We start from the raw sequence: 24,519 nt of genomic DNA, 5'->3' as shown, positions 1-24,519 counted from the left end.
CAGACAAGCCAGCCCAGGCACCCGAATCGGATATTCATTGCCAACAAACCCGGAACACTCATTATGAGCACTCTCAAGGAAACCCTGACTCAAGCGACCAAAGACGCAATGAAGGCGCGAGATAAAGAGCGCCTGGCCACCCTGCGCCTGATCAATGCCGAGATCAAACGCGTTGAAGTCGACGAGCGCATCGATCTGGATGACGCCCGCATCCTCGCCCTGCTGGACAAAATGACCAAGCAGCGCCGCGACTCCATTACCCAGTACGAGAAAGCTGGCCGCGCCGAACTGGCCGCAGTGGAGCAGGCAGAGATTGCCGTAATCCAGGAATTCCTGCCAAAGCAGCTGAGCGAAGATGAGATTAGCGATATCGTCGCCTCTGCGGTCAAAGACACCGGCGCCAGCAACATGGCGGATATGGGCAAAGTCATCGCCCAGGTCAAACCCCAGGTACAGGGCCGCGCAGATATGGGCGCGGTGAGCAAACTGGTAAAGGCCCAGCTGGGCTAAGCTGAGCGAACCCTATGGCCGGCAAGATACCCCAGCACTTTATCGACGATCTGCTCGCCAGGGCAGATATCGTCGAGCTGGTGGACAGCCGGGTCAAACTGCGCAAAACCGGTAAAAACTACTCCGCCTGCTGCCCCTTCCACGACGAGAAAACCCCCTCGTTTACCGTGAGCGCCGACAAGCAGTTTTACTACTGCTTCGGCTGCGGCGCCAATGGCAACGCCATCGGCTTCCTGATGGAGTACGACCGCCTGCCCTTCCCCGAGGCGGTGGAAAAACTCGCCGCCACTCGCGGACTGGAAGTACCCCGGGAGCAACTGGCCCCGGGACAAGAGAAGCGCCAGCGGGAGAGCCAGTCCCTCTACCAGTTCACCGAAAAGGCCGCCGACTACTACCGCGAACAGCTGCGCAGCCACCCCGCCGCAGGCAGTGCGGTGGCCTACCTGCGCAATCGCGGCCTCTCCGGCGAGATCGCACGGGACTTTGGCATTGGCCTCGCGCCCCCGGGCTGGGACAACCTGCTCAATGCATTAGCCGATAGCCCCGAGAAAGCGGACCAGTTAGAGCTGGCGGGCCTGGCCATTCGCCGCCAGGACAGCGACGGCAATACCAAGCCCAGCGCGCGCCACCACTACGACCGCTTCCGCAACCGCATTATCTTCCCGATCCGCGACCAGCGCGGGCGCGCCATCGCCTTCGGCGGGCGGGTACTGGGCGACGACAAACCCAAGTATCTCAACTCCCCGGAAACCCCGATTTTCCACAAGAGCCGCGAACTCTACGGCCTGTGGGAAGCGCGCCAGGCCAACCGCAATTTGGAGCGCCTGATTGTAGTCGAGGGCTATATGGATGTGGTGGCCCTGGCCCAGTTCGATATTCGCTGCGCCGTCGCCACCCTCGGCACCGCCTGTGGCGAAGACCATATCCAGCTCGCCTTCCGCCACACCTCAGAGCTGCTGTTTTGCTTTGACGGCGACCGCGCCGGCCGCGCCGCCGCCCGCCGCGCACTGGAATCCGCCCTGCCGCAGATGCAGGACGGGCGCAGTCTGCGCTTCCTGCTGCTGCCGGAAGGCGAGGACCCGGACACCCTGGTGCGCCAGCTGGGCGGCGAGCGCTTCCAGCAATTAATTAAAGAGCAATCCCTACCGCTGGAAGATTTTCTCTTCGACCTGCTCAGCGAAGATATCAACCTGCAGACCATGGACGGCCGCGCGCGCCTGTCCAAACTCGCCGCCCCCCTGCTCGACCTGCTGCCCGATGGCGTCTACCGCCAGCTGATGTTCCAGCAGCTGGCCTCGCGCACCGGGCTCGATAAGGAGACCCTGCAAGAGGTTATCCGCACCGAGAAAGCCCGCGCACCGCAGCAACCCCAAGCCACAGTAGCGGCGGGGGAGGTAAATCCAACCCCCGCCCCCCGCGAGGAGTTGGAGCACCGCACACCGCCGGAACCCTGGCAGCGCGACAACAACTACAGCGAAAGTGCCGCACCGAGTTACGACAGCCCCCGCCGCCAGAGCCAATATCGCCTGCCGCCGGAGCGCATGCTGATCGCCCTGCTGCTACACCACCCGGAGCTAGCCGCGCAAATCGAAAATCCGCAGCAGCTCCCCATTGAGGGCAATGCCGACCTGGCGCTATTTATCCAGTTGGTAGAGCTGTTTAAAAGCCGCCCCCAGTTAAATTTCTATCAATTGATCGGCCACTGGCGCGCGCACCACAGCGCCGAGTCTTGCGACACCCTGGCCAAGCTCGCCATTTCTCCGCTGGTCTCGGTGGCACGACAACTCGCCCAGGATGACAACAACCTGGAATACGATCCGCACACCGAGTTCAACGACTGTCTGCGGCGTCTGCAGCAAGCGGCGGACAAGCAGCGCAACCGCAATCTACTCGATCAACTCAGAAACAGCGCCCAACTGAGCCCAGAAGAACAACTGGCTCTATTAGCCAATTGGCGAAAAAAGCAGAATTAATAAGCGCCAGCCCCTTGAAAACTGCGGGCTCAGCACTATATTCACTCACCCCCGCCGGGCGGGATCGGGAACCCCAGCACCCTAAACATCGCACCTACGCCGTTACTTGACAGCTAGAGTGGTTATTGCTAGTGCAAATACGCTATAATCCCGCGTCTTTGTCCCGTATTTTCATTCCCAGAATTCAGGGTTGTGCATGACCGACAAAACCCAGCAACAGTCCCGCATTAAGGAACTGATCGCCCGCGGTAAAGAACAGGGCTATCTGACCTATGCCGAGGTAAATGACCACCTACCGGAAGATATTTCCGATCCCGATCAGGTGGAAGACATTATTGGCATGATCAACGACATGGGCATCAAGGTGTTTGAAACCGCACCGGATGCCGAAGAGTTGTTGATGGCTGAAGGCGACAGCTCCGCCGATGAGATCGCCGCAGCTGAAGCTGCCGCTGCCCTGGCAGCCGTAGAATCCGACGTAGGCCGAACCACCGATCCAGTACGCATGTATATGCGCGAAATGGGCACCGTAGAGCTGCTCACGCGCGAGGGCGAGATCGCCATTGCCAAGCGTATCGAAGAGGGCCTGCGCGAGCTGATGGCCGCTCTGGCCTACTGGCCGGGCGCAGTGCAGCAGATCATCGACGAATACGCCCTGATCGAAAAAGAAGAGCGCCGCATCCCCGATATTATCTCCGGCTGGTTAGACCCCGCCGACGATGTCCCCCCGGGCGCCCAAGCCGGCCAAGCCGCCGCAGCTGCCGCCCCGGAGTCAACAGAGTCTGAGGAAGACACTGAAGACGACGACAGCGATGACGATAACAGCAGTGAGGACGAGGAAGAGGAAGCTACCGGCGGTATCGATCCCGAAGAACTCGCCGAGCGTATGAACGCGCTGATCGCCGCGCAGAAAGCGGCCGACGAAGCCATCGCCGCCCACGGCCGCGACTCCAAAGAAGCCGGTCAGGCCCTCGAAGCCGTCGGCGATGTATTCCGCTTCTTCAAACTGGCCCCGCGCCAGTTCGACCCGCTGTACGGCGAAGTTCGCTACGTACTCGACAGCGTGCGCGAGCAAGAGCGCGTGGTTATGGCCATGTGTATCAAACGCGCCCGCATGCCGCGCAAGACCTTTATCAAGGAATTCCCCGGCAACGAGACCAATGATGATTGGATCCCCGCGATCATCAAGAAAAAGCGCGATTACTCCGATGCCCTGCGCCACGTCGTAGACGAAGTTGTGCGCGCTCAGCGCAAGCTGGCTCAGTTCCAAGAACGCGCCAAGTTAGAAGTCGGCCAGATCAAAGAGATCAACCGCCGTATGTCCATTGGCGAGGCCCGCTCCCGCCGCGCCAAGAAAGAGATGGTCGAGGCCAACCTGCGTCTGGTTATCTCTATCGCCAAGAAGTACACCAACCGCGGCCTACAGTTCCTGGATCTGATCCAGGAGGGCAATATCGGCCTGATGAAGGCGGTGGACAAGTTCGAATACCGGCGCGGTTACAAGTTCTCCACCTATGCCACCTGGTGGATCCGCCAGGCCATTACCCGCTCTATTGCCGACCAGGCCCGCACCATCCGTATCCCGGTGCATATGATTGAGACCATCAACAAGCTCAACCGTATCAGCCGCCAGATGCTGCAGGAAATGGGCCGCGAACCCACGCCGGAAGAGCTGGGCGAGCGCATGGAAATGCCGGAAGACAAGGTGCGCAAAGTCCTCAAGATCGCCAAAGAGCCGATTTCCATGGAGACGCCCATCGGCGACGATGAAGACTCCCACCTGGGTGACTTTATCGAGGACCAAAACCAGTCCTCGCCGGTGGATACCGCCACTCAAACTGGCCTGCACGACGCAACCCGCTCGGTACTCTCCGGCCTCACCGCCCGTGAAGCCAAGGTACTGCGTATGCGTTTCGGTATCGATATGAATACCGACCACACGCTGGAAGAGGTGGGCAAACAGTTTGACGTAACCCGCGAGCGTATCCGTCAGATCGAAGCGAAAGCACTGCGCAAACTGCGACACCCCTCCAGGTCGGAGCACTTACGCAGCTTCCTCGACGAGTAAGCGCTAAACTAAAGCCCGGTCCAACCGGGCTTTTTTTTTGCGATCTAAAAATACCCCCCGGACAGGCCTTGCGATAGAAGAAGGAAGTAGACATGCAAGAAGAAGTGGCGAATAAACAGGAAAAGCCGGAAGAACTCAGCAACAAGCCCGGCAAAAAGGGCCTCGCCCGTCTCCTGGCCGCAGCCAGCTACTCCAGCCAGGGGCTCGCCGCCGCCTGGCGCAATGAGGCGGCCTTTCGCCAGGAAGTGATTGCCGCATGCCTGCTGGTACCGCTGGCCCTCTGGGCCGGAGAGACACCCACTGAACGCGCCCTACTCATTGCCGCCGTGCTGTTCGTACTGCCGCTCGAATTGATTAACAGCGCCATTGAGGCCACCGTGGACCGCATAGGCCCGGAGAAACACCCCCTGGCCAAGATCGCCAAAGACACAGGCTCCGCCGCCGTCGCCGTCGCCCTCTTCGCCGCATTCCTGGTTTGGTGCTGCATACTTATCCCCAAGCTACCGTTTTAACGGGCCGCTGAATAATTTTGGAAGGCACGCAGAGGTCTTACGGAGTTATGCAGAAGCTCTTTAAATACTTTAGTGTGACGTTTTGGCTGCCATCTCTTGAAAACAATGCAGTTGTACCAATCAAGATAACAACTTAACACTATCGAACCAATTAAAGTCTTTTGCGGCTGCTCTCGATAGAAAGCAGCTGCAAAAAGGCCTGTGATGAAGCCGGGGCCCTGATAAAGTGAGCCGAAGATTTATCAAAATTGGCCATATCCGCCCTTAGCGCTAACAAAGGCATTGATTTGCAAGGAAAAATCTTGTACTTTTCCCAACCGCTTGCAGCGATCCTCGCAAGCACTGTGTGGGCCCTTAGCTCAGTTGGTTAGAGCATCCGACTCATAATCGGCAGGTCCTGGGTTCGAGTCCCGGAGGGCCCACCATTTTACGATTAACTCAATGTTAATCGATCCTCCCAAGATCCCTCTGCTGTATTCCCCGATTTAAACAACTGCCAACCTATCGCCTAGCCCCCTTTGGCACTGAAAATTTAATACCCCACGAGATAAGGAACAAGGTTTTCAACAGGTATCCTTATTATTTAAGGGTGGCCACAATGAAGAATTTTCTGCAATTCACCACTCTATGCCTGCGCAAACTATCCAGTATCAGCACAAAATTTTAGACGATTATCCAGCCAATTAATGACTGGTACTGAACAACCGAGAAGTGAACTTAACAATGCCAATTATCGACAATGAAACTTTACTTGCCGCCCTACAAGCAGTCTACAAGACGGTAAATCATTATGAAGCACTACTTGACACTGAAACCCTAAGAGATCCAGAGAATATTTCGGAGCTGCTATTTTTCTACAATGAAGCCTTAGAAACATTAAAGGGCGCATATGAAGCAGAAATAAACAAAGGAGAAAACCTCCCTCCACTTCAAGCAATTATTAAACCCACAAAATTTATTGATCCCCAGCAGTAACGGACGGTAACTAATCGCATCTCAAACACCCTAGGAATAAAATAGTCATTAGCACTATAAAGTGCGATATCTATTGCAATTCACCTCTATATTCAATCATCTAATCAAGCTCGATATCGATAAAGGGACAGCTGAAACCGACCTATCTTCAACTTTTAACCGATGACTGCCCCAGCTTTCTATCTAAGAACTAGATTTTTTCGCTTGAACAGATTCAGAGGTCCACAAGCCCCGAGTCTCTCTTTTTTCTTTAACCTCAGGGATAAACAAAGAATTTACTTTCCCCCGGTACCCCTGCAAAATATCACGCTCTTCCTTTACCAGCCCAAAGCGCTCGACGATATCATCTACAGGCCCAATCTCACATCCAACCCACTTTCTTTTTTTCAACTCTGCCGCCATATACGTTGTCCCAGATCCCCCAAACGGATCAAAAACTACGTCACCCTCCCTGGAAGCCATTTCAATCACTCTATCTAACAATTTAAGAGACAATTCATTGGCCCCATTGCGCCGCTTGTATTTCGCGTGTCTAACCGGCGGTATATCTATCCATACATCGGTTAAATTTACCCCTTTGGGGTTCATCTTGCTTTTGTAGCCACCATAATCTTTAAGATCCCCATAACATTTGGGGCAAGTTTGCATGGGCAATCGATCAGGACTAAAGCTATTGGGCTTCTCTCCTTTAATATAATACAAAAGAGAGTAATGGGATGGGTACAGTCGACCCTGAATGGGAAGGCTGTACTTTATATCAACGGCTATCCAGTTTCTAAAAGTAAGGTGCCCGTCCAGAAATCCCGTTAAGGAGGAGTTCCACTTCGGGAGATTCCATAGGAAAAGTGCTCCGCCGGGCTTAAGCAGCCTAATACACTCAGACAACCATTTCTCACACCAATAAAGATATTTTTCAGTTTTCAGATTATCATCAATTTTTGAAGGATACAGCTTATCTAAGTTAAACGGTGGATCGGCAAAGACAAGATCCATCGAATCATCCTTCATCTCCCTCATAAGAGAGATACAGTCTCCTTGGTACAACTTGCCTAAGCGGGTTTTATAGACCAAATCATATTGTTTAAGCTCTTCCCCGAGACTCTCCTTGCTATCATTAAGGATAGCAAGGAGATCGTCCGAATTTTCCTGAAGCAGGGAAATGGTATCCCTATCCAACCGCCCCATCTTCAAGCGTAATGCAAGCTCGGATACTTTTGCCACTTTAATAATTTTTTTTAGATCTAGCCCGGATGGTACAATATTATTGTTGTTGTAATATTTGAGTCGATCCACTGGAACATCACACGCCCTAGAGAAGGCCGCAAGATTGCCCCCTCGCCCGGGCTTTACTCCAAGCGTACCAAAAAATTGATTTGAATAGCCCATCCGAGACCTCACAAAACCTATATATTAATCGTATTATAACAGTTTGCCCCACCTATTTGCTCTCCACTCTTGCAGAGGGCTGTATCAATAACAGAGACAGGCAGCTCTACAAATCTACACCTTTTTCGATAAAATTTTCAGAGGATAAACTGGCAGGTATCAGTATGAAAGGGATAGATAAAACACTTATAAAGTGCCAAAGGCGCCGGATAATATCCGGCCCCAATATGATTAACAAAAATTTAAACTAAGACAATTGGGTGATTCAATCACTCCGACCCTTATCCTGAATAAAGCTCAGCAGCTGCAATAGCGGCCCATCCCTGCCCTCTTTATAGTCTTCCCAGCGGGTTGTCATAGGTAAATCTGGGTAGAGGGCATCGCTGGGTGTTTGGCGAAAGCCATAGTAGCGCTTGGAGATACTGATACTCCGGTTGGAGTTTTTTAATCTGAAGTGGTTCGTTTCAGAAGCGATATTTGGGTCTGCACCTGTCGGACTTCCAACCAAGGTCGCATTGAGAATTTGTTGGTATTGCGCTGCATTGGACATCGCCGCTGACTGGGTGCCCGCGTCCATCATTACGAATATCCCCTTACGCCAGTCCAGTTGATCCAGGTCCTGAATACACGCGGAGAGCGCCAAACCAACATAGAAGTCACCACCGCGATTATTGCGGAAATCTATCACCAGATTGCTAGCGCCACTGTCGCGGATTTTATCTTTAATACTTTCACAGTGCTGCTGTAGTTGTACCGATTCAGGATAACTATCAAAGTCGACATAGACTGTATTATAATTATCGAGATACGCCAGCCTGATACCGACAAGATCAAAATTAAAGTAGTGAATTTCAGGCTCCGAAATAACATAGTCGCTACTGAGTTCCGCAAACTGCTGCATTGATATCGTTTCCATATCAATAGTGATCGGTTGATCGCCTTGCGCAAATTTAAAGGTTGCTATATTGAGATCATCACTGACACCTGCGCCAAAGAGAAACTTATTCACAGTAATATGAAAGCTAAAGGAATGCCTAAAACTATAGACGTTATCCACAAAATTTATATATGGTGAGAGATTCTGTTGTAGCTGCGCCAAAGAGTAATTATTAATACCCCGCAAATCCGCCCCCAATAAAAAATGATATTCCTTCGTTGTATCCACAACTTTGAGATTCTCACCAAAGTATTTGAAACGGAGCGGATAGTGCCGGTGCGCGCCGGACATAATATTGTAAGAGGTATGCGCATCACCGATACTACGCGTCAGACGCATAATCTCAACCTCGACCTGAGCTTCATTCAGACCGGGTAAACGCCCAACCAGCTGCTCGACAGAAGCATTAAATTTCTCTTCTTTAATATTTGCAAAGGGATCAATATGCTTCTCTGTTATTAAAGTCTGTAACTGGGTGATATCTTCACCCCACAAGTGTCTTTCCTCTAGGTTAAGCGCGTAGGTATCGGTCACACAGAGCTGTAAAATCACCCAGAGTAGTAATTGGTATTTCATTGACGATTCCTACTGAAATAAGAGGGGGAAACTCCAAACTGTCCATAAAAAGCCCGGCGGAAGCTATCGTAGCTGGTAAAGCCTACCTGACGGGCCACCTGCACAAGGCTTGTAGTTTCGCAAGTGATTAAGTCCCACGCCCGGTTTAAACGAAGCTGGTTTAGATAGTGTCCGGGGGTGCTATTTAGATGTTGCTTAAATAAGCGCGTTAACTGGCGATCGCTGACCGATATACGCTCCGCCATAGCGGAAACACTGATTACTTTGTGATAATTTTCTGACAGCCACTCCAGTAGTGGATTAAGCCTCATGCTGTCGCTGGATTGCACTTTCAACAGGTCAGAGTACTGGGACTGCCCGCCCCTGCGCTGGAGGTAAACCACCAGCTCTTTGGCCACACTGGCCGCAATGGTGTTGCCGAAATCCCGGCGAATCACTTCCAGGGCTAAATCGACCCCGGATAAAACCCCGGCGGAAGACCACAGTTTACCGCTTTCAATAAACAGGGGGTCCTGTTCAACTTGGTAGTTACCCGCCTGCTCGGCAAGCTGTCGGCAGTGGCGCCAGTGGGTAGTAATACGGTGCTGTTGCTCCGCGAATAGATCGGACAGCACAAATGCACCTGTACAAACGCTCAATACCCGCTCGGCGCTATCGGCAATTGAACGCAGGGCATTCACCTGCTTGGGACTCAGGTGCAGCTGCCGCATCCCACTGCCGCCAGTAATAATCAGGTAGTCAATCTCCACGGCCTGATAGATATCGAGATCTACAGACACCACCTGGCCGTAACAGGTTTTAACTGGCGCCTTGGTTAAGCCTAGCAAGCAGCTTGAGTAGGCCTCAGAGATAAAACTATTAGCCTCCATAAAAGTATCCAGGGGCCCAAAAAGGTCCAGCGCCTGAAAACCGTCAGCAACAAAGAAACCGATCTTCTTAGTCATAGGATTTCCTCCACACGGGCAATTGTACTCCTATGCGGGTGTCGGCTATGACACAATTACGACATAATCAGACATTTGGTGAATAAGACCTGACAGGGCTCTGAATCGCGCTTTTGAATCGGACTGAAGGCCGATTAATCGCCGGATAAGTAGAAATTAGGCCTGTTACTACAGCGGCAGTCCCCGTTTCTAAAAAATGGGTATCTGATTAACAGCAGTTAGCTGGCATATGTTTTCGCGTATCAGAGATACTGTGAGATATTCGCTAGGGTTATAATCTTATTTTTAGGGCCGCTATAGCCCGCTAAAGGTATAAATTCTCCATGACTCTCACATCCATAGTCTTCGCTATGCTCACCACGGCCACTGTACCGGGTAGCTGTACTGATGGTATCGCACTAAACCGAGGTGTCGCGGCCATTCTAGAGGAATACCCCTGGCTGAGTGGGGATAAAAAGGATTATATCGTGCGGCCCTATCCTCGAATGTATCTTGTCCTCCCCAAAGTACCGGGGCAGCAAATGATCGGCAGTGAACAACCCAATGCCGCTGTGGACAAGGAGAGCTGCCAGGTTATTAATGTATTCCTGTCGAGCTAAAACTTCCACAGGGCCCTGTAAGCACTGTCTATAAAAGCTCCCTACAACTGAACTCAGGGAGCGAAAAACCCCTGTGGACTATTTAACCCTGCTCAGCATAAATCAGGGTATTATTATTTTCATTACACTCATCGACGATATCGGTAAAGTCCGTAGTCACTTCCAATACTGCATCCGGATCAAATACCCAATATCCCAAGGTGAATGCCACACTGACCGTGCCACCTGCGGGAATTGCCGGAGTGGCCTGTACATCATTCGCCAGAGTATCCAGATCCACAAGGCGCGCCTGGCTTATAGGTGCCGCCAGGGCGCCAATATTGGTAATATCGGCTACGATAATGGATTGCCCAGTACCGGAATCCCAAACGGGGTCATAGATATGGCTCACGATCAGGTCTGGCTTATTGCATACGCACAGACACATATAGTGATCATCTTCTTTAACACCATAAGGGGTTCCGATATAGCAAACAGGCTTATCGTCAAACTGATTACCATAGAGCCAGTGAGATAAAGGATCATTGATGGGCTTTTCGATGATTGCCGGATCCCGAGTTACCTTACAGACACTGGTACGCTGAAAATCATCGATCAAGTCTGTAGCGAACTCCGACTCAGGCACGCCACCAACCCAAACTGCACAGGTCCTGCGACAGGTTAGTGGCCCATACCCTTGCCAGTAATTTGGATACCAGCCCGCCTCATAGTTTTGCATAGTTAAATCCTGGATAGGATCTGCATAACTGGCCGATGCCAATAACCAAGTCACTCCGGCAACAAATATACGCAACAACAATTTAGACATAACGCCCTCCTTTAAAATAGATACATCCTACCAATTGCCCCATTAAATACATTTATACGACTCAGACTAAATTTATGGGCAGGGTGATTGTAAGCAGCGCTCACACTATATCTAGGAAAATCGCAAAATTCTGGCGGCGATAAGATTAATGTAGCCACCGTGTAATAAAAATTGACACGTTAAAATAGCTGGAATTTCTATTTTTTATTTAAGATACAAAATATAAGCAGCAAACGTTATTAACCTAAAGGAAATACTGCAAGCTACAAAAAACCAATTACAATTCAAGCAGACTACAAACTGCGGAAATTATTGCAGCCGCCCTCAAAACTGAAGTATATATTGCAATTAGAGCAAGGGTTTTTATCACGCCTAAAAGCCAGGATTCTACATGAAAATTTTTTGGCATAATCAGCAGATTTACAGATATCTACACTGTCGGCAACAGGCTTCTTAGCGGTAGCTAAGAGACTTCGGGGTTAGTTGACTTAAAAATACCCATAAAACCTCTTACCTTTTACATGTCGCAAAAACTACAATTCAGCCAAACTCCACAAAACAGTAAAGGAGGCACCTATAGATAACAAAATCAAATAAATCAACCCCAAAAAGGAATACTTACACAGAGTTATAAACCAGCCCTGCCCGTATACCCGCTTTTGCATCCAGAACAGATAGATAGGCATCCATAAAACTAACAGCAGTATAAGATTATCAAAAAGTGAAGATATAAAAGTGTATTGATCCAGTTGCTTACTGGCGCTGTAAAATAGATTTGCGATCAGGATACTTAAGCAAATAAAGGCGTGGCTGTGCAGCGCTACTATCAAGTGTTCCATATAAAGTCGGCGCTTAAAGATATAGAGCAGCCACAGTATCATGGAAAATATAGGCAACATAACCATAAGGGTTGAAGGTAGGGCTCCCAGAAAGGCTTTCTTAAAGCGATTGGGGTCCTCAGTTACCCTCTCTACATTTTCATGGGCACTCTCTACTTTGCGATTAATCCAATCCTCCACTGAATTGGGCAGCCACTTAACCTGGAAAAACTCTTCGTCAATCTCATTGATGGTCTCATTCAATCCCGACGCCAGCTGCTGTTTGGAAAGGTTTTCTGAAGCTTCCGTTTCCCCCTCAGCTCCGCCTAACTGCTCGTTAAGCTCATCCAAGTCACCGCTGAGAGCAACTTTTCCATCGATAAGATCCCGCTCCACTTCCTCCAGTAGTGTTACCGTATAGCTATTGCTATTATCCACCTGCTCTTCTTTTAACCGGCTAATATCTTTGAGGGCATCGTCATATCCCCTGCCAGCATCTTCAACATCTACCACCCCATTTCCCCAACTAATAGTCCAATCGCTATTTAACTGAGTGACAAAGAAGCTGGTTATACAGAGAAAGATAAATAAACGAACAGGGCTCACATAGCGCACGCGGCGCCCAGAAAAATACTCTGCGGTTAAAAACCCCGGTCTAAACAACAGTGCAGGAACCGTTTTCCATATACGGGAATCAAAGGCCAGCAGGGTATCAAATAAATCCCCAATGATAGAGGAGAAGTGACGCACCATACCCTTAACTGGTTGCCCACAAGAGTAGCAGTGGGGGCCTAGTAGCTCTGTATGGCAATTGGCACAATGGTTTGAATTATACGCTTTATCATTTGTAGAGGTTGCAGTGCTCATTACCGCTCACCGAATCAAGAATTATCTGCTTTACCTGGCAAGTACTTCCAGGACTAATGCTAACGAGCCAAAGTCGAAATACCTCAATTAGCAGGGGGCTACTAATAGCCCACTTTGCCACTGGAGTACAATTTTTTAATGACTTAATAAGTACTAGAGAGAGGTAAGCAGACACGCGCCTATTATTAGGCGCGTTTTGCCAGGTAATTTGGCATTAATTGCCGCTGGTTAATTATCCAGAAGGAAGCGTGCAATGGTGCGCAGGCCGTGACCTTTAGCTCCTGGCGCCCACTGATCGTTGCCACTGGGCTGGTAGGAGCCGGACAGGTCCATATGTACCCAGTTGCGCCCCTCGTCTCGCACAAAGCGCGCCAGGAAGGAGGCTGCGGTTGAAGCCCCGGGACTACCTTCAACGCCCACATTGGCGATATCGGCGAAATTGGATGGAGTTTGCTCGAGGTGGAAAGGCTCCAGAGGTAATCTCCACGCCTTTTCATTTTCCTCGGCAGCAGCTGACAATACCTTTTGCGCGGTATCATCTTCAAAACTAAAGACAGAGTTGAAATCCCGGCCCACCGCCATCTTTGCCGCGCCGGTAAGCGTAGCGGCATCCAATAACCAGCGGGGCTCTTCTGCCGAGGCCGCGATTAAGCCATCGGCCAATACCAGACGCCCCTCCGCATCGGTATTCAGTATCTCTACGCTGACACCGTTCTTATAGCGAATAATATCGCCCAGCTTAAAGGCATGGCCGGAAATCAGGTTTTCCGCACAGCAGAGATAGAGTTTAACCCGCTTGCTCAGACCTCTGGCAATGGCGAGAGCCAGACCGCCGGTTACCATGGCGGCGCCCCCCATATCGGACTTCATTGTCGCCATATTGTTGGAGGGCTTAATACTGTAACCACCGGAATCAAATGTGATTCCTTTACCCACTAAGCACATATCGACGGGCGCCTGCTCATCGCCGCTGGGATTAAAGTCCAGCTGCAACATCACCGGCTCGCGTACACTACCGCGTCCAACATTGTGGATACCGACAAATCCTTCACGCAGTAGGTCATCTCCCGCAACTATACGATAGGTGACCGCACTGGGGGCGAGCTTCTGCAACATTTCTGCTGCGCTCTGTGCCAATACACGCGGGGATACATCCTCGGGGGTGCCATTAGTGATTTCGCGAACCCAGCGGCTGGCATTTTCACGGGCGGCGAGCTCTTGCAACTCGGCAGTGTCTTCACTACCCCAGTCAATTTTGTTGGATTTGCGCGGATTAAAAAACCCCGCCCAAAATGCCCAGCGACTCTCAAGTCCCCACTTTTCCCCTTTGAGGACAACCTCATTAATCCCCATGCCATCGAGTTTGCGGGCCGCTCGCTGGGCCGCAACCAACACAGCGCCTTTAGCCGCGCCGATATGAATATTGGCAGAGCTGCCGTCAAAGCTCAGTAGTGCTGACTCTCCCCAGGGTTCTGGCGCTGAGCCTTCCACCAAATGAACATGCATAGCCTTTGTCATACAACACCTATTTTGAAACTTGTGTGCCAATTTTATCGGTAATTCTCTCGCATTCTAACAGGACCGTAAAAATACTTGATGATTGCACCGCCATCGAGTCGACGGATAAACTGTGATAAAGGACAAAAATAGTTTTTCGTAAAGAAAATCATCAAGGAAGAGTAAATGGCTGACTCCTGCCACTATCACACCAGTAACCATGCATCCTGGCAGTGCCAATACTGTTGTCGCCAATACTGTCGGGAGTGTATCCCCGGTTGCAGTGTCAACTACGGCATTCAGGGTCAGGGCCCAGGCTGCCCTCTATGCCGGGAGCCTATGGGATATATTGAGGCCAGCAATAGGGCCAAACCTTTTTGGCAAATGGGACTATTTTATTTTCTCTATGCCCTAAAGCCCGGCCCCTTAACCGTCATAGCTGTGGCCGCCGCCGGCAGTCTTCTCATTAGCTCGACGGGAATGCTGAGTCTTATTGCCTTAGTGGCCATTATCGCCGTCGCACTCCGTTACAGTCTTTTAATTATCGAAAAACTGGCGAGGGGCCAGCGGAAGGCTCCCCTATTAACAGAAGTACTAGATGACAATGGTGCGGTTCTACTCCTTAAAGTCATCGGTATGACTGTGGCTGCGGCCTTTGTCGGCTACAAACTGGTCCAGGTCACAGAGAGTTTGGATACCCTAACTGTTTATGCTGTGGCCCTGTCATTTTTGGCCCCGGCAGTCATGATTGCCTTAGCCATTACCCACAGTCTGAGATCGGCCTTTACCCCGATCAATCTGTGGGAGTTTATCCTGATTGTTGGCCGGCCCTACTGGCTGCTATTAATCCTTACCAACGTTATTTCCTTTGCGCCAAGCGTTCTTATGGCCGCAGTTACCGATAAACTTCCCCCATGGGCGGTTATACCCTCAACTGCCGCAGTCGTAGCCTACTTTTGCATGGTTTCCAGTGCGGTGATTGGCTATATCTGCCTAACCCGCCAGCAACAGCTCGAAATAGAGGCATTGCGAGAGGATGATGAAGACTATCTGGAAGAAAATGAATACCTGTGCAAACGCGCGCGTGCGGAAGCACAGATATTTTTGTGCGAGGAGAATTTCCAGCGCGCTCGTCAGGTTCTGGAAGAGGGACTGCGCCGTTTTCCCGACGATGAGATTCTGAACGAGCACTACTACCGCCTGTTGCTGGCCAGCGACGATAAAAAAGCGCTGCAAGAACTGGGGCCGCATCTGCTGGAAAAATTTGTACAGATCAATCGCCCATAGTCAAAGCGGAGATGCGTCACGCGCTCGCCCAGGCACTATAGCAACAACACCAATATGTACCTGTCGTACTGCTGTTAAAGAACCTACACAAGGAAGCCTATCCACAATTGGATGCCGCCTATCTGTTATTGGCACAAGTGTATATGGATGGACTGGGGCGGGGGGGGGGGGGAGTGAACAACCCTCCCCAACTTTTAGCCTAAAACTAGAAAATGATTAACACAAATCCCAGCCAACTATTTCTTTGAGTCATTAGTAGAAACAAACCTCTCACTCTCCTTCTTCATTTTATCAAGAACTTCAGAAGACCTGGCATCCTCTTTAGCCTGTTTAAGAATTTTAGGGTTCATCTTTCTATCTAGTTCATCAAGGGATTTAGAGCTTTCTTTAAACATAATACACCTCAGTTATATTTCTCATATGTAGTGGTCAAGTATTTTTGGCCACCCTCTTTTGAGTATATCGAAATTTTTCTTCTGCCACATTTTATGGCAAGCCGTCGTTGTGCTGATATGGCCGCACTTGGCTGTAGTAGCCAATAATATAATCGTTGATTGACTGTTTTGCCGAAAGCAAACTTGAATAGCCTACTTCCGGTACCCACTCCCCCTTTAAGCTCCTGAAAAAGCGTTCAGTTGGTGCCTTATCCCCACTTGGCACAGGGTAGACCTCAACCCGAGGCCGCCATATCTTGCGTCAACTCTTTCATTTCCCGCGCGCGCCCCTCTTCACCGAGGCGGCGATAGTAGTTGACCAGGGCCATGCCCAGCTTGGGGATTAATGGGTGCTTGACTCGCTGTTGCTTCAGGCGGCGCAATAGCTCCTCCAGCCAGGGCCAGTCCTTCTCCTCCCCTGCGCGCCGCGCCATCAGCAAATTCGCCTTGGCGGTGAGCGCCCTCGGGCTCTGGGTTGCCGCCAGGTAGCGGCGATAGCCCCGCGCCAGGGTGCGCCCATCGATGGCCGGATTGCCGGCCTGGGTAAACAGGGCGAGATTGGCCCGGTGGTAGCCCTCACTCTCCGGTGCCGCTGCCGTCAGCTCGATATAGCGCTCAAGCAAAGACAGCGCCTGGGGGTACTGGCGCACCGCTGAGGCCGCAGCGTCAGTGGCCTCGGGGAGCTTTCCCTCTTCGATAAAACGATCGATCCGCGCCAGGGCGACCCTCTGGGGCGACGGTGTCTCCCCTTCCTCGGGCATGGGTTCGACCATCGGCCGCCAGTACAGCACCACCAGCGTGAGGGCAAAGCCGGCGAGCAGGCCGCCGGTATGCGCCCAGTAGGCGATACTGGCATCACCGTATAAATAGCCGAAAATCTCCTTGCCCAACCACAGCGGTAATACCAGCAGCGCCGGCGCACTAAACTCACCAAACATAAAGCCAATGGTGTAAAAGAAACGCAGGCGGCGCACACCGTAAACCGCGACGAACATGCCCATAATCGCCGAGACTGCACCGGAGGCACCCACCATGGGCACATCGCTGCCGGACTCCACCAGCATATGCAGGCCCGCCGCCGCCAGCCCGCCCAACAGATAGAGCCCGATAAACCACGCCCCTCCCAGGGCCAACTCAACCGACAAGCCAAACAGCAGCAGAAACACCATATTGCCGATAAGGTGATCCCAGCTGCCGTGTAAAAACATATGGCCAAACGCCCCGGCAATGCTCGGGTCTGTCGGCGTCAATCCCAGTGCCGTGCTGCTGACCCTATCCCGCAGTTGGGCAAACTCCCGCCTCTGCCGCAACCATTCGGTTTCGCCCTGCGCCTCAAGCTGCGGCAACAGCCACTGGTGAAACTCGGGGTTGCCTAGGGACTCCCGGTAAAAAAACTCTTCCCCTTCCACATCCATCTGCGCCCGCCACTCCGGGTGTATTTCATTGACGTACACCAGAAAACGCTGCTCTTCGAGATCCGGCAAGTCGCTGTCAAAATAATAATCTTCCGCTGCCTGCCAACGCGTCTCGTCTGTGCCCTGATAGAAAACAAAGATCAGCAGATTAAGCGCGATCAGTGCAAAACACATCAATGGCGGTCGACGCCAGTCCGGTTTATTTTGGATAGGGATAATTAGCACGGGCATTCCCTTATTGTGATTTCATCAGCGCCCTGGGAGAAAACGCCGTAATGCCGGTTAAAGAAATTGCACCGACACCAATGCCGGTGAGCTGAAAATACTATGAAACCCTTGAGGTGTCATGCCAACCGGACCCGTCTATTTCCTCGCGCTGCGGCCGAGGATCGCCGGGACATCCCAGCTGCGCAGGTGTAGGTCCCGCTGCGGAAAGGGGACCTCAATGCCTTTATCGCGAAATTCCCGCAACAGCTCCAGGTTGTACAGGGCATAGGAGTCCCCCAGAGAGGTCACCATATTGCTGTTTACCCACACCACCAGTTTGAAATCGAGGGCGTTCTCGCCAAAGCCCATCAGCCACACTTCCGTTTTTCGCTTCCAGTCGGTGTGGGTGATATTCACCCGCGCGGCCGCCTTCAGGGCGGCCTCCCGCACCAGATCCGGGTCCGAGGCATAAGACACGCCAAAAGGTACGTGGATACGGCGCACGGGGTCGTCCAGGGTGTGGTTGATAACGCGGCCGGCAACAAACTCGGTATTGGGTACCAGGATATCCACATTGTCCCGAGTGGTAATGCGGGTTGAGCGCACGCTGATATCGCGGATACGGCCAAATACGCCCGATTCCAATTCCACCAGATCTCCCACCTTCAGGGGGCGCTCAAACAGCAGTATCAGGCCGGAGATAAAGTTCGAGAAGATCGCCTGTAGGCCAAAGCCAATACCGACCGACAGGGCCCCGGCCACCAGGGCCAGCTTGGAGGTATCCAGGCCCAGCATACTGAGCATCACAATCAGGGCGATAAAAATAAAGAGGTAGTGCAATACCCGCCCGAGGTTGTACATGGAGGATTCACTGGCGTGCTCTCTGCGCACCAGCCGGCGTAGAAAGGCCTGGATAAGGCCTGACAGCAGCCAGGCACCGACGAATACCACGATCATCTTGGCGATCAAGCGTAGGGTAATCGGGTTCTGGGCAACGGTGAATAACTGGAAGTCCGCCAGCTTGCGCCAGCGGTTATAGGCCTGCCGGGCTGCCAGAGCCACGCGCTCGCGCACGGTCGCCCACCAGCCCTGGCGCTCCTGGTAAACTTGCAGCTGGGCCTTTTCATAGCGCTGGATGTCCTGCTCCAAATCGCTGGCCTGGGCCAGGCCGCTGCCAATGCGTTCAAAGTAAGACCACCAGCGGCTCAGATCTTCGCTCTCCTCGTCCTCCCGCCAGGCCACCACCTGGCGCTGGCGCACCGCCAGCTCCCGCGATGCGCTCTCAATCACCGAGCCGGCATTTTCCAGCAGCTCCCGGCTGACAATAAGCGGGCGCTCTTCACCCTTTTCATTCAGGACCTCATTGATCGACTGCAGCAACTCACTTTTGCGTTTCTCCAGCTGCTCCTCCAGCAGGTCCACTTCCAACTGCATCAGGGTGAGGTCTTTTTGCATATTAATGGTGGGGTCGGTGGAGGGTTCGGTGGTGCCCTGGATACTGGTGCGAGTCGCAGAAATACGCTCGATGTTCTTTTTGTTGCCGGCAATACTCTTCTCTATTTCCTGTGCATTTTTGCTGGAGTACACCAGAGTATCCAACAGCAGCCGCAACTTAATTTCCGCTTCATTAATCTTGTCCCGCCAGGTTCCCAGAAAGGTATTCACCGTACTCAGCTGTTCGATAATATTCAGGTGATTAATCTGTGCTAATAGCAGCGCCTGGGCCGCTTCATCTTCCTCGGGACCACTGGAATCGCGCAAGACAATCACCTGCTTGCGCAGCAGTGACAGCGACTGCGACTGGGTCGATTTAAGTTGGCGCGCCTCCAGCTCCACTCCCGTCAACCGGCGCCGGCCACGGCTGATGGCGGAGTCGGCCTCGGCCCAATTTAATACCGTCGGGTTTTCAGGGAATTTCAAATCCGGCATTAAGGCAACTTTCAGGTACTCCTCACGTTTTTTCCAGGTAATTGCAATCCCCTGTAAACTTTGGCTAATCTTTTCTGCGCCCTCCTGTAAAACCTCATCCTGCGGTATTTCTTCTTTCCACTCCTGCCAGCTTTTGGTCACCAGACTCAACCACTCCCGCCGCTCCTCCGGCGAGGCGCTGGTCCACCCGGTCCACCAATCCGCAGAGGGGTCGGCAAAATCCGGCACCTTGGGGGTAAATTCCTTCGCTTTACTGCCGGGCAGCTGCGCTACCGCAGAGAACGAGAGACAGGAGACGCTGAAAAAAAGTAGGAGTGAAAGGGCGAGGTGAAGAAAATAAGTTTCTTTGCCGGCGTTACAACGGGGGATAAAAAAGCTGGCACCCAGCATAAAGCACTGCTATCCGTGAAAAATATCCGGCACTAATAAAAAGGCGCCTACTGGGCCATAGTATTTAGTGTAGCCCAGGCCCCTCCCCTCTCAGGGGCTTTGACCTTAAGTGCCGACTTTGGCGCAAACATTGTCGATATACCCGGCGATATTCTCGTGCGGCGCGCCTGGAGTTTTTTCCGGGTTGCCGCGTACTGCGCAACAAGTTTGCCGCGCGGGCTTCACAGTAAATATCCCAGTCCTTGCGGCTCGCCCTTTTAGCCGCTGAGCGCTGTCGCAAATGCCCGGGCGGGTGGGCGCGGGGATAGAATTTTTTCTTCGGTGCTAAAGGATTGCGATTAACATGCTGCCAATTGGGCGGTGGCGTAACCACCACATATCGACGGTCTTTGGGGTCCAACCAAAAAAAAGTGCCATTGCCCGCGAGCATATAGCGCTGCTTGCCCAGGGTGATAGGGGTTGCGAAGGGCACCCGCGATACCCGCGCCCCCAGGGGCGGCTCTATCCGGGTATAGGCATCGGGGCCTTTGCGGTAGAAATAACCATTCTTATAAAAAACGGTCTGGTTATTCACCTCGATAGGCTCAGCGCCAAGCGGCAGGTGCTCCGTTCGCACCTGGGCCAGCGCCGCAGAGCAAAAAAATACCAGGCATACAGCGGGCAGGGATCGCATGGCTTACACCATCAGCAAACTGCGATCCGCTAAGGGTATGGTGTGACGACAGCAATCCCAAACTTATCCCGAGCGGCTGTGGGAATAGCAAAAAAACACATCAACCACCGCTAGCCGAGCCTGTGCAATTATGTCGCTGTACTCGGCAGGGGGGAGTCGCGCTCCACCCGAGCTGGGGCGGCTGCGCGGCGTTTGCGCAACCAGATCAAAATGCCGGTCACACTCAACATCGCAATCACCACCCCCATAATGGAAATCAGTATGCGCCCGGGGAGGCCGAGGATCCTGCCGGAGTGCACAGGAAACTGCGCCTGCACAAACAGGTCCGCCGCCGTTCCCTGCCAGGGGATAAAGTCTCCGAGATATTCACCGCTGTGGCCATCAAAAAATAGGGCTTTGTGGCCGACACCTCCAGCACCGTGCCCGGCATCGGCATCAAAAAATTCAGCCCGGTATATCCCCCACTCGCGGGCATACCACAGGGAGTTCAGCGGCTGTCGCCAGCCCATCTGCGCCGCCTGGTTTTCGCCGATCGCGGCAATATCCCGAAATGTCAGCGTGGGAGTAATGGGGTTGCTGTGATCGTTAGGTGTGCGCTCCTCCAAAGGAGACGGGGTCACGTCCGACACCAGCGACATCATCGGGAAAAACACTTCTCGGTAGAGATTCAGGGAGAAGGCTGTAAATGCGATGGTCAGCAACAGCGCCCAGGTCCACAGGCTGAAGGCCCGGTGCAAGTCAAAGGTGAGACGGGCGCGCCCGGCGCCGGCTTTAATCATCCAGGCGGGCTTCCAGCGTTGCCACCAACTCCGCGATGGCGTCCTAGGGGATTTCTTGCGGCGGGGCAGGGTCACTGCCAGCCCCACAAAACAATCGATCGTCCACACCAGTGCGATAATCCCCAACAGCCATATACCCCAGTGATCGGTGCCCCAAAATTCGGGGATATGAAAACTGTAATGCAGCTTGTACAAAAACGACATCAGGGTTTCTGTGGTGATCGGCCAGACCCGCCCCCACTCGCGCTTACCGACAATTTCCCCACTGGCGGGGTCGATAAACACCTGATTGTAATCCACCGCATAAAATTTCCCGGTGGCCGGATCCATGCGCGGCTCCACCCAAAAAGACTGGGTGTGGCCGGGCTCCTGCAACAGCTCGAAATAAGATATCTGAACCTGCGGCAGGGACGCCTCCAGGCGCTCTGCCAGCTCGATTGAGCTCAGGGCTTCAGCGCTGGAAGCCGTTTTATACAGGTGGGGGTTGAGCCATTCATCCAGCTCGTGATCCCAGGAGATAACCGCTCCGGTCAAGCCGGTGACAATCAGGAAGACCGCCGTGGCAAGCCCCAGGTAACGGTGTAATAGGACCAGGGTTTGACGCATAACATTTACCTTTACCTTAAACACAGAAAACCCGGTACAAGTACCGGGTTTTGCTGCCATGGAGTTCTCTAGACGCCTTAGTAGCGCCAGCTCACGCTCACCTGCGCTTGGCGCGGTGCGCCGTAATAGCCCTGGGTCCAGTAGAGACTGTTGAGATATTTCTCATTGGTCAGGTTATCAATATTGAGAGCAACGGTTAAATTGTCAGAAATATCGTAGTTGGCAAAGGCACTGAGCAGCGCATAGCTATCCTGCTCTACGCGAACCCCCTCGGCAGGCTCAATATAAATATCGTCCTGCCAGTTGATACCGCCGCCCAACTTCAGGCCTTGAACCTGTGGCATATCGTAAGCCACAGCCACTTTCAGGGTGTTGCGCGGGATATAGGTACGAACATCCTCACCGTCATCGCCAACCACTTCACTCAAGTGAGTGAAGCCAAAGCTGACATTAAAATTCTCAGTAATTGCGCCGATTAATTCCAGCTCGGCACCCTTGGTGGTGAAGTCGAGACCATTATAGGTATTCACACCATCCACAGTGCCGGCATACTCACCGAGATTATTCAGGCTGGATTCGAACAGCCCAAAACTGCCGGTCGCCTGCCCAGCGGCGAGAGAGTATTTAACCCCCACCTCAGAGCTATCTCCCTCTGCAACACCCAGGGGGGCAAATTCGGGGCTAACCCAGGACTGCGGGGTAAAGACTTCGGTATAGCTGCCGTAGAGTGAGAGACTCTCATTCAGATCAAAGGTCGCCCCCACATAGGGGACTGTTTCGTCCGCAGAGCTATCGGCGTCAACACCGTAACTGTAACCGGACTGTTCCACTTTCATTTTGCGCGCACCGGCCAACAGGGACAGGCTGTCGGTAACATTTAAGCGCGTGGCAAAGTACAGGGACTTGTGCTGCTGATCGTCGTAATGGCCAGTGTAGTAACTATCTGTATCGACAAAGTCAGGCCGTGCCGTTGTGCCACTAGCCCAGTCACTGCCAAGAACTGGGAAACCATCGGAGTAACTGTAGAACGATTGGCCGGTTAATTCGATCTCCGCATAGTTGGCGCCCACCACCAGCTCGTGGTCGCGGCCAAACAGGCTGTAGCTTCCTGACAGGAACACATCGGCAATGGTTTGCTCTTCATCCAGCTGATAGCCGAAGGCGTAACCGTACAGACCCAGCTCAGTCTCTCGGTCTGGAGTGCCGTAGACATACATCTCCTCGACATCCATATCGATTTCATTGTGGGTCAGCAGTGCAGTGACAGACCAATCGGCGGAGAGGTCCCGCTTCAGCTCAGCAAAAGTTTGGGTTCTGTCCACATTGCGAAAAGCCCAGTCCGGTGCCGTACTGGTGGAAATATCGTAGTCGGTAGCGCTGCCATCGGTGTAGTAAAGCGGCAGGGCCCCGGACATGCTGCCATCGGACTCGCTGCGATTTTGGCTGCGGCCTAAGGTCAGGGTGGTGGAATCGGTCAAATCTGCTTCCACAATACCGTAGAACACCCTGCCTTCGGTTTCATAGCGATCCAGGTAGGAGTCAGACTGCTCCTCGGCAACCACCAGACGCCCCCGCACCTTATCGCTGATAGCGCCGGATATATCTCCCTCGGTGCGCAGGCCGCCCTCGTCATTGGCAATCAGACTCACCCCCGCTTCAAACCCCTCTGTCGGGCGTTTGCGGATAAAGTTAACCGTCGCCGAGGGATTGGCCAGTCCGGTGGTCAGCGCTGCTGCACCCTTTACCACTTCAACCTGCTCAAAAATCGCCGTGTCCTGATGCCCCTGGGATAAACCGGCGGAGAAGGGAACCCCGATACCATCGTATTGGAAATTCACGATATCAAAGCCGCGCGCGGTGTAATAGGTACGATCCGTCTCTACGTTCTCTACCGTTACCCCGGGCGTGTACTCCAGCAGCTCATTGATATCCTGGAGGGCAAAATCCTGAATTTGTGCCTGGGATACCGCCGTGACGGTCTGCGGGGTATCAAAAACAGATAAGCTCAGGCGCGAGGCTGTACTGGTCTCCTCCTGCTCGCCGTAAACACTAATCTCCTCAATAGTTTCAGCAGAACTTGCCAGCGGCGCGAGTGCCGCAGCAGCAATCCAGGCAGACAGCACTTTTTTCTTTACTAAGCTGTTGTTCTTCATCGGCTAAAACCTCACTCCAAATCGATGAATGCTGCGCAGGTAGCATAAATAGGGACTGCCCTATTTAAAGAAATACGCGCCATTCAATACGAATAGTTATCATTTAGAGTAGTGTATCCGCAAAATTAGCACGGATTAAGGAAGGGGTCTATCTGTCTGGATGTTAGCCGGCCAGG

Annotated in this window: 19 protein-coding genes, 1 tRNA gene and 1 pseudogene; 8 read left to right on the top strand and 13 right to left on the bottom strand. The window is 52.6% G+C overall.

All coding sequences use genetic code 11. The features are described 5' to 3' along the window. Nucleotides 1–63: 63 nt before the first annotated feature. The 6 genes from ACJJIF_RS16895 to ACJJIF_RS16870 all read left to right on the top strand — a co-directional run bounded on the left by ACJJIF_RS16895 (nucleotide 64) and on the right by ACJJIF_RS16870 (nucleotide 6,038). The gene (locus ACJJIF_RS16895; protein WP_444929491.1) at nucleotides 64–510 is read left to right on the top strand and encodes a GatB/YqeY domain-containing protein; all 447 of its coding nucleotides are present in this window, start codon (nucleotides 64–66) and stop codon (nucleotides 508–510) included. Nucleotides 511–524: 14 nt separating this feature from the next. Continuing rightward, the gene (gene dnaG, locus ACJJIF_RS16890) at nucleotides 525–2,483 is read left to right on the top strand and encodes a DNA primase (protein WP_444929490.1); all 1,959 of its coding nucleotides are present in this window, start codon (nucleotides 525–527) and stop codon (nucleotides 2,481–2,483) included. A gap of 196 nt (nucleotides 2,484–2,679) precedes the next feature. Further along, on the top strand, nucleotides 2,680–4,551 hold the full coding sequence (rpoD, locus tag ACJJIF_RS16885) for an RNA polymerase sigma factor RpoD (RefSeq protein WP_444929489.1): 1,872 nt from the start codon (nucleotides 2,680–2,682) through the stop codon (nucleotides 4,549–4,551). A gap of 92 nt (nucleotides 4,552–4,643) precedes the next feature. Beyond that, complete coding sequence (locus ACJJIF_RS16880) at nucleotides 4,644–5,063, top strand: diacylglycerol kinase (RefSeq protein ID WP_444929488.1); 420 nt, start codon at nucleotides 4,644–4,646, stop codon at nucleotides 5,061–5,063. Nucleotides 5,064–5,411: 348 nt separating this feature from the next. After that, nucleotides 5,412–5,488, top strand: a tRNA-Ile gene (locus ACJJIF_RS16875). Between the two features lie 298 nt (nucleotides 5,489–5,786). Next, nucleotides 5,787–6,038 (top strand): hypothetical protein, encoded by a 252-nt coding sequence (locus ACJJIF_RS16870; protein WP_444929487.1) that lies wholly within the window; start codon nucleotides 5,787–5,789, stop codon nucleotides 6,036–6,038. A 183-nt stretch (nucleotides 6,039–6,221) separates the two neighbouring features. Here ACJJIF_RS16870 and ACJJIF_RS16865 read toward each other — a convergent pair whose 3' ends face one another. From ACJJIF_RS16865 to ACJJIF_RS16855, 3 genes are all read right to left on the bottom strand, one after another. After that, a complete protein-coding gene (locus ACJJIF_RS16865) occupies nucleotides 6,222–7,424 on the bottom strand; it encodes a DNA-methyltransferase (RefSeq protein ID WP_444929486.1) in 1,203 nt (400 codons plus the stop codon). Between the two features lie 265 nt (nucleotides 7,425–7,689). After that, nucleotides 7,690–8,937: a hypothetical protein gene (locus tag ACJJIF_RS16860; protein WP_444929485.1), complete on the bottom strand. Its 1,248-nt coding sequence runs from the start codon at nucleotides 8,935–8,937 to the stop codon at nucleotides 7,690–7,692. Then, entirely contained in the window at nucleotides 8,934–9,881 is a 948-nt protein-coding gene (locus ACJJIF_RS16855; RefSeq protein ID WP_444929484.1) for a GlxA family transcriptional regulator, read from the bottom strand. Before ACJJIF_RS16855 ends, ACJJIF_RS16860 begins: the two co-directional genes overlap by 4 nt. A gap of 323 nt (nucleotides 9,882–10,204) precedes the next feature. Here ACJJIF_RS16855 and ACJJIF_RS16850 point away from each other — a divergent pair, with 323 nt between their 5' ends. After that, nucleotides 10,205–10,480 carry a hypothetical protein gene (locus ACJJIF_RS16850; RefSeq protein WP_444929483.1) on the top strand — a complete coding sequence of 92 codons (276 nt, stop codon included), beginning with the start codon at nucleotides 10,205–10,207 and terminating at the stop codon, nucleotides 10,478–10,480. A gap of 82 nt (nucleotides 10,481–10,562) precedes the next feature. Here the strand turns inward: ACJJIF_RS16850 and ACJJIF_RS16845 are convergent, their stop codons facing one another. From ACJJIF_RS16845 to pepB, 3 genes are all read right to left on the bottom strand, one after another. Then, nucleotides 10,563–11,288, bottom strand: a complete 726-nt coding sequence (locus tag ACJJIF_RS16845) for a CARDB domain-containing protein (RefSeq protein WP_444929482.1) — start codon at nucleotides 11,286–11,288, stop codon at nucleotides 10,563–10,565. A gap of 533 nt (nucleotides 11,289–11,821) precedes the next feature. Continuing rightward, a complete protein-coding gene (locus tag ACJJIF_RS16840) occupies nucleotides 11,822–12,859 on the bottom strand; it encodes a DUF3667 domain-containing protein (RefSeq protein ID WP_444929481.1) in 1,038 nt (345 codons plus the stop codon). 342 nt (nucleotides 12,860–13,201) lie between these two features. Continuing rightward, on the bottom strand, nucleotides 13,202–14,491 hold the full coding sequence (gene pepB, locus ACJJIF_RS16835; RefSeq protein WP_444929480.1) for an aminopeptidase PepB: 1,290 nt from the start codon (nucleotides 14,489–14,491) through the stop codon (nucleotides 13,202–13,204). A 165-nt stretch (nucleotides 14,492–14,656) separates the two neighbouring features. Here pepB and ACJJIF_RS16830 point away from each other — a divergent pair, with 165 nt between their 5' ends. Beyond that, complete coding sequence (locus tag ACJJIF_RS16830; RefSeq protein WP_444929479.1) at nucleotides 14,657–15,757, top strand: DUF4013 domain-containing protein; 1,101 nt, start codon at nucleotides 14,657–14,659, stop codon at nucleotides 15,755–15,757. Between the two features lie 236 nt (nucleotides 15,758–15,993). On the opposite strand, the gene ACJJIF_RS16825 is transcribed toward ACJJIF_RS16830, so the two are convergent. From ACJJIF_RS16825 to ACJJIF_RS16795, 7 genes and pseudogenes are all read right to left on the bottom strand, one after another. Then, a complete protein-coding gene (locus ACJJIF_RS16825; protein WP_444929478.1) occupies nucleotides 15,994–16,152 on the bottom strand; it encodes a hypothetical protein in 159 nt (52 codons plus the stop codon). 91 nt (nucleotides 16,153–16,243) lie between these two features. Further along, a pseudogene (locus ACJJIF_RS16820) lies at nucleotides 16,244–16,405 on the bottom strand (IS3 family transposase); the annotation flags it as partial. Between the two features lie 22 nt (nucleotides 16,406–16,427). After that, on the bottom strand, nucleotides 16,428–17,831 hold the full coding sequence (locus tag ACJJIF_RS16815) for a rhomboid family intramembrane serine protease (RefSeq protein ID WP_444929477.1): 1,404 nt from the start codon (nucleotides 17,829–17,831) through the stop codon (nucleotides 16,428–16,430). Nucleotides 17,832–17,969: 138 nt separating this feature from the next. Continuing rightward, nucleotides 17,970–20,132, bottom strand: coding sequence for a mechanosensitive ion channel family protein (locus ACJJIF_RS16810; protein WP_444929476.1), 2,163 nt, complete (start codon nucleotides 20,130–20,132; stop codon nucleotides 17,970–17,972). A gap of 64 nt (nucleotides 20,133–20,196) precedes the next feature. Further along, nucleotides 20,197–20,805: a DUF6515 family protein gene (locus tag ACJJIF_RS16805; RefSeq protein ID WP_444929475.1), complete on the bottom strand. Its 609-nt coding sequence runs from the start codon at nucleotides 20,803–20,805 to the stop codon at nucleotides 20,197–20,199. Between the two features lie 128 nt (nucleotides 20,806–20,933). Beyond that, nucleotides 20,934–22,250: a PepSY-associated TM helix domain-containing protein gene (locus ACJJIF_RS16800; protein ID WP_444929474.1), complete on the bottom strand. Its 1,317-nt coding sequence runs from the start codon at nucleotides 22,248–22,250 to the stop codon at nucleotides 20,934–20,936. 17 nt (nucleotides 22,251–22,267) lie between these two features. After that, complete coding sequence (locus tag ACJJIF_RS16795; RefSeq protein ID WP_444929473.1) at nucleotides 22,268–24,343, bottom strand: TonB-dependent siderophore receptor; 2,076 nt, start codon at nucleotides 24,341–24,343, stop codon at nucleotides 22,268–22,270. Nucleotides 24,344–24,519 lie beyond the last annotated feature (176 nt).

This window comes from Microbulbifer regidiadema (SeqCode) (assembly GCF_052467605.1).
This window is presented reverse-complemented; position numbering and strand designations above follow the sequence as displayed.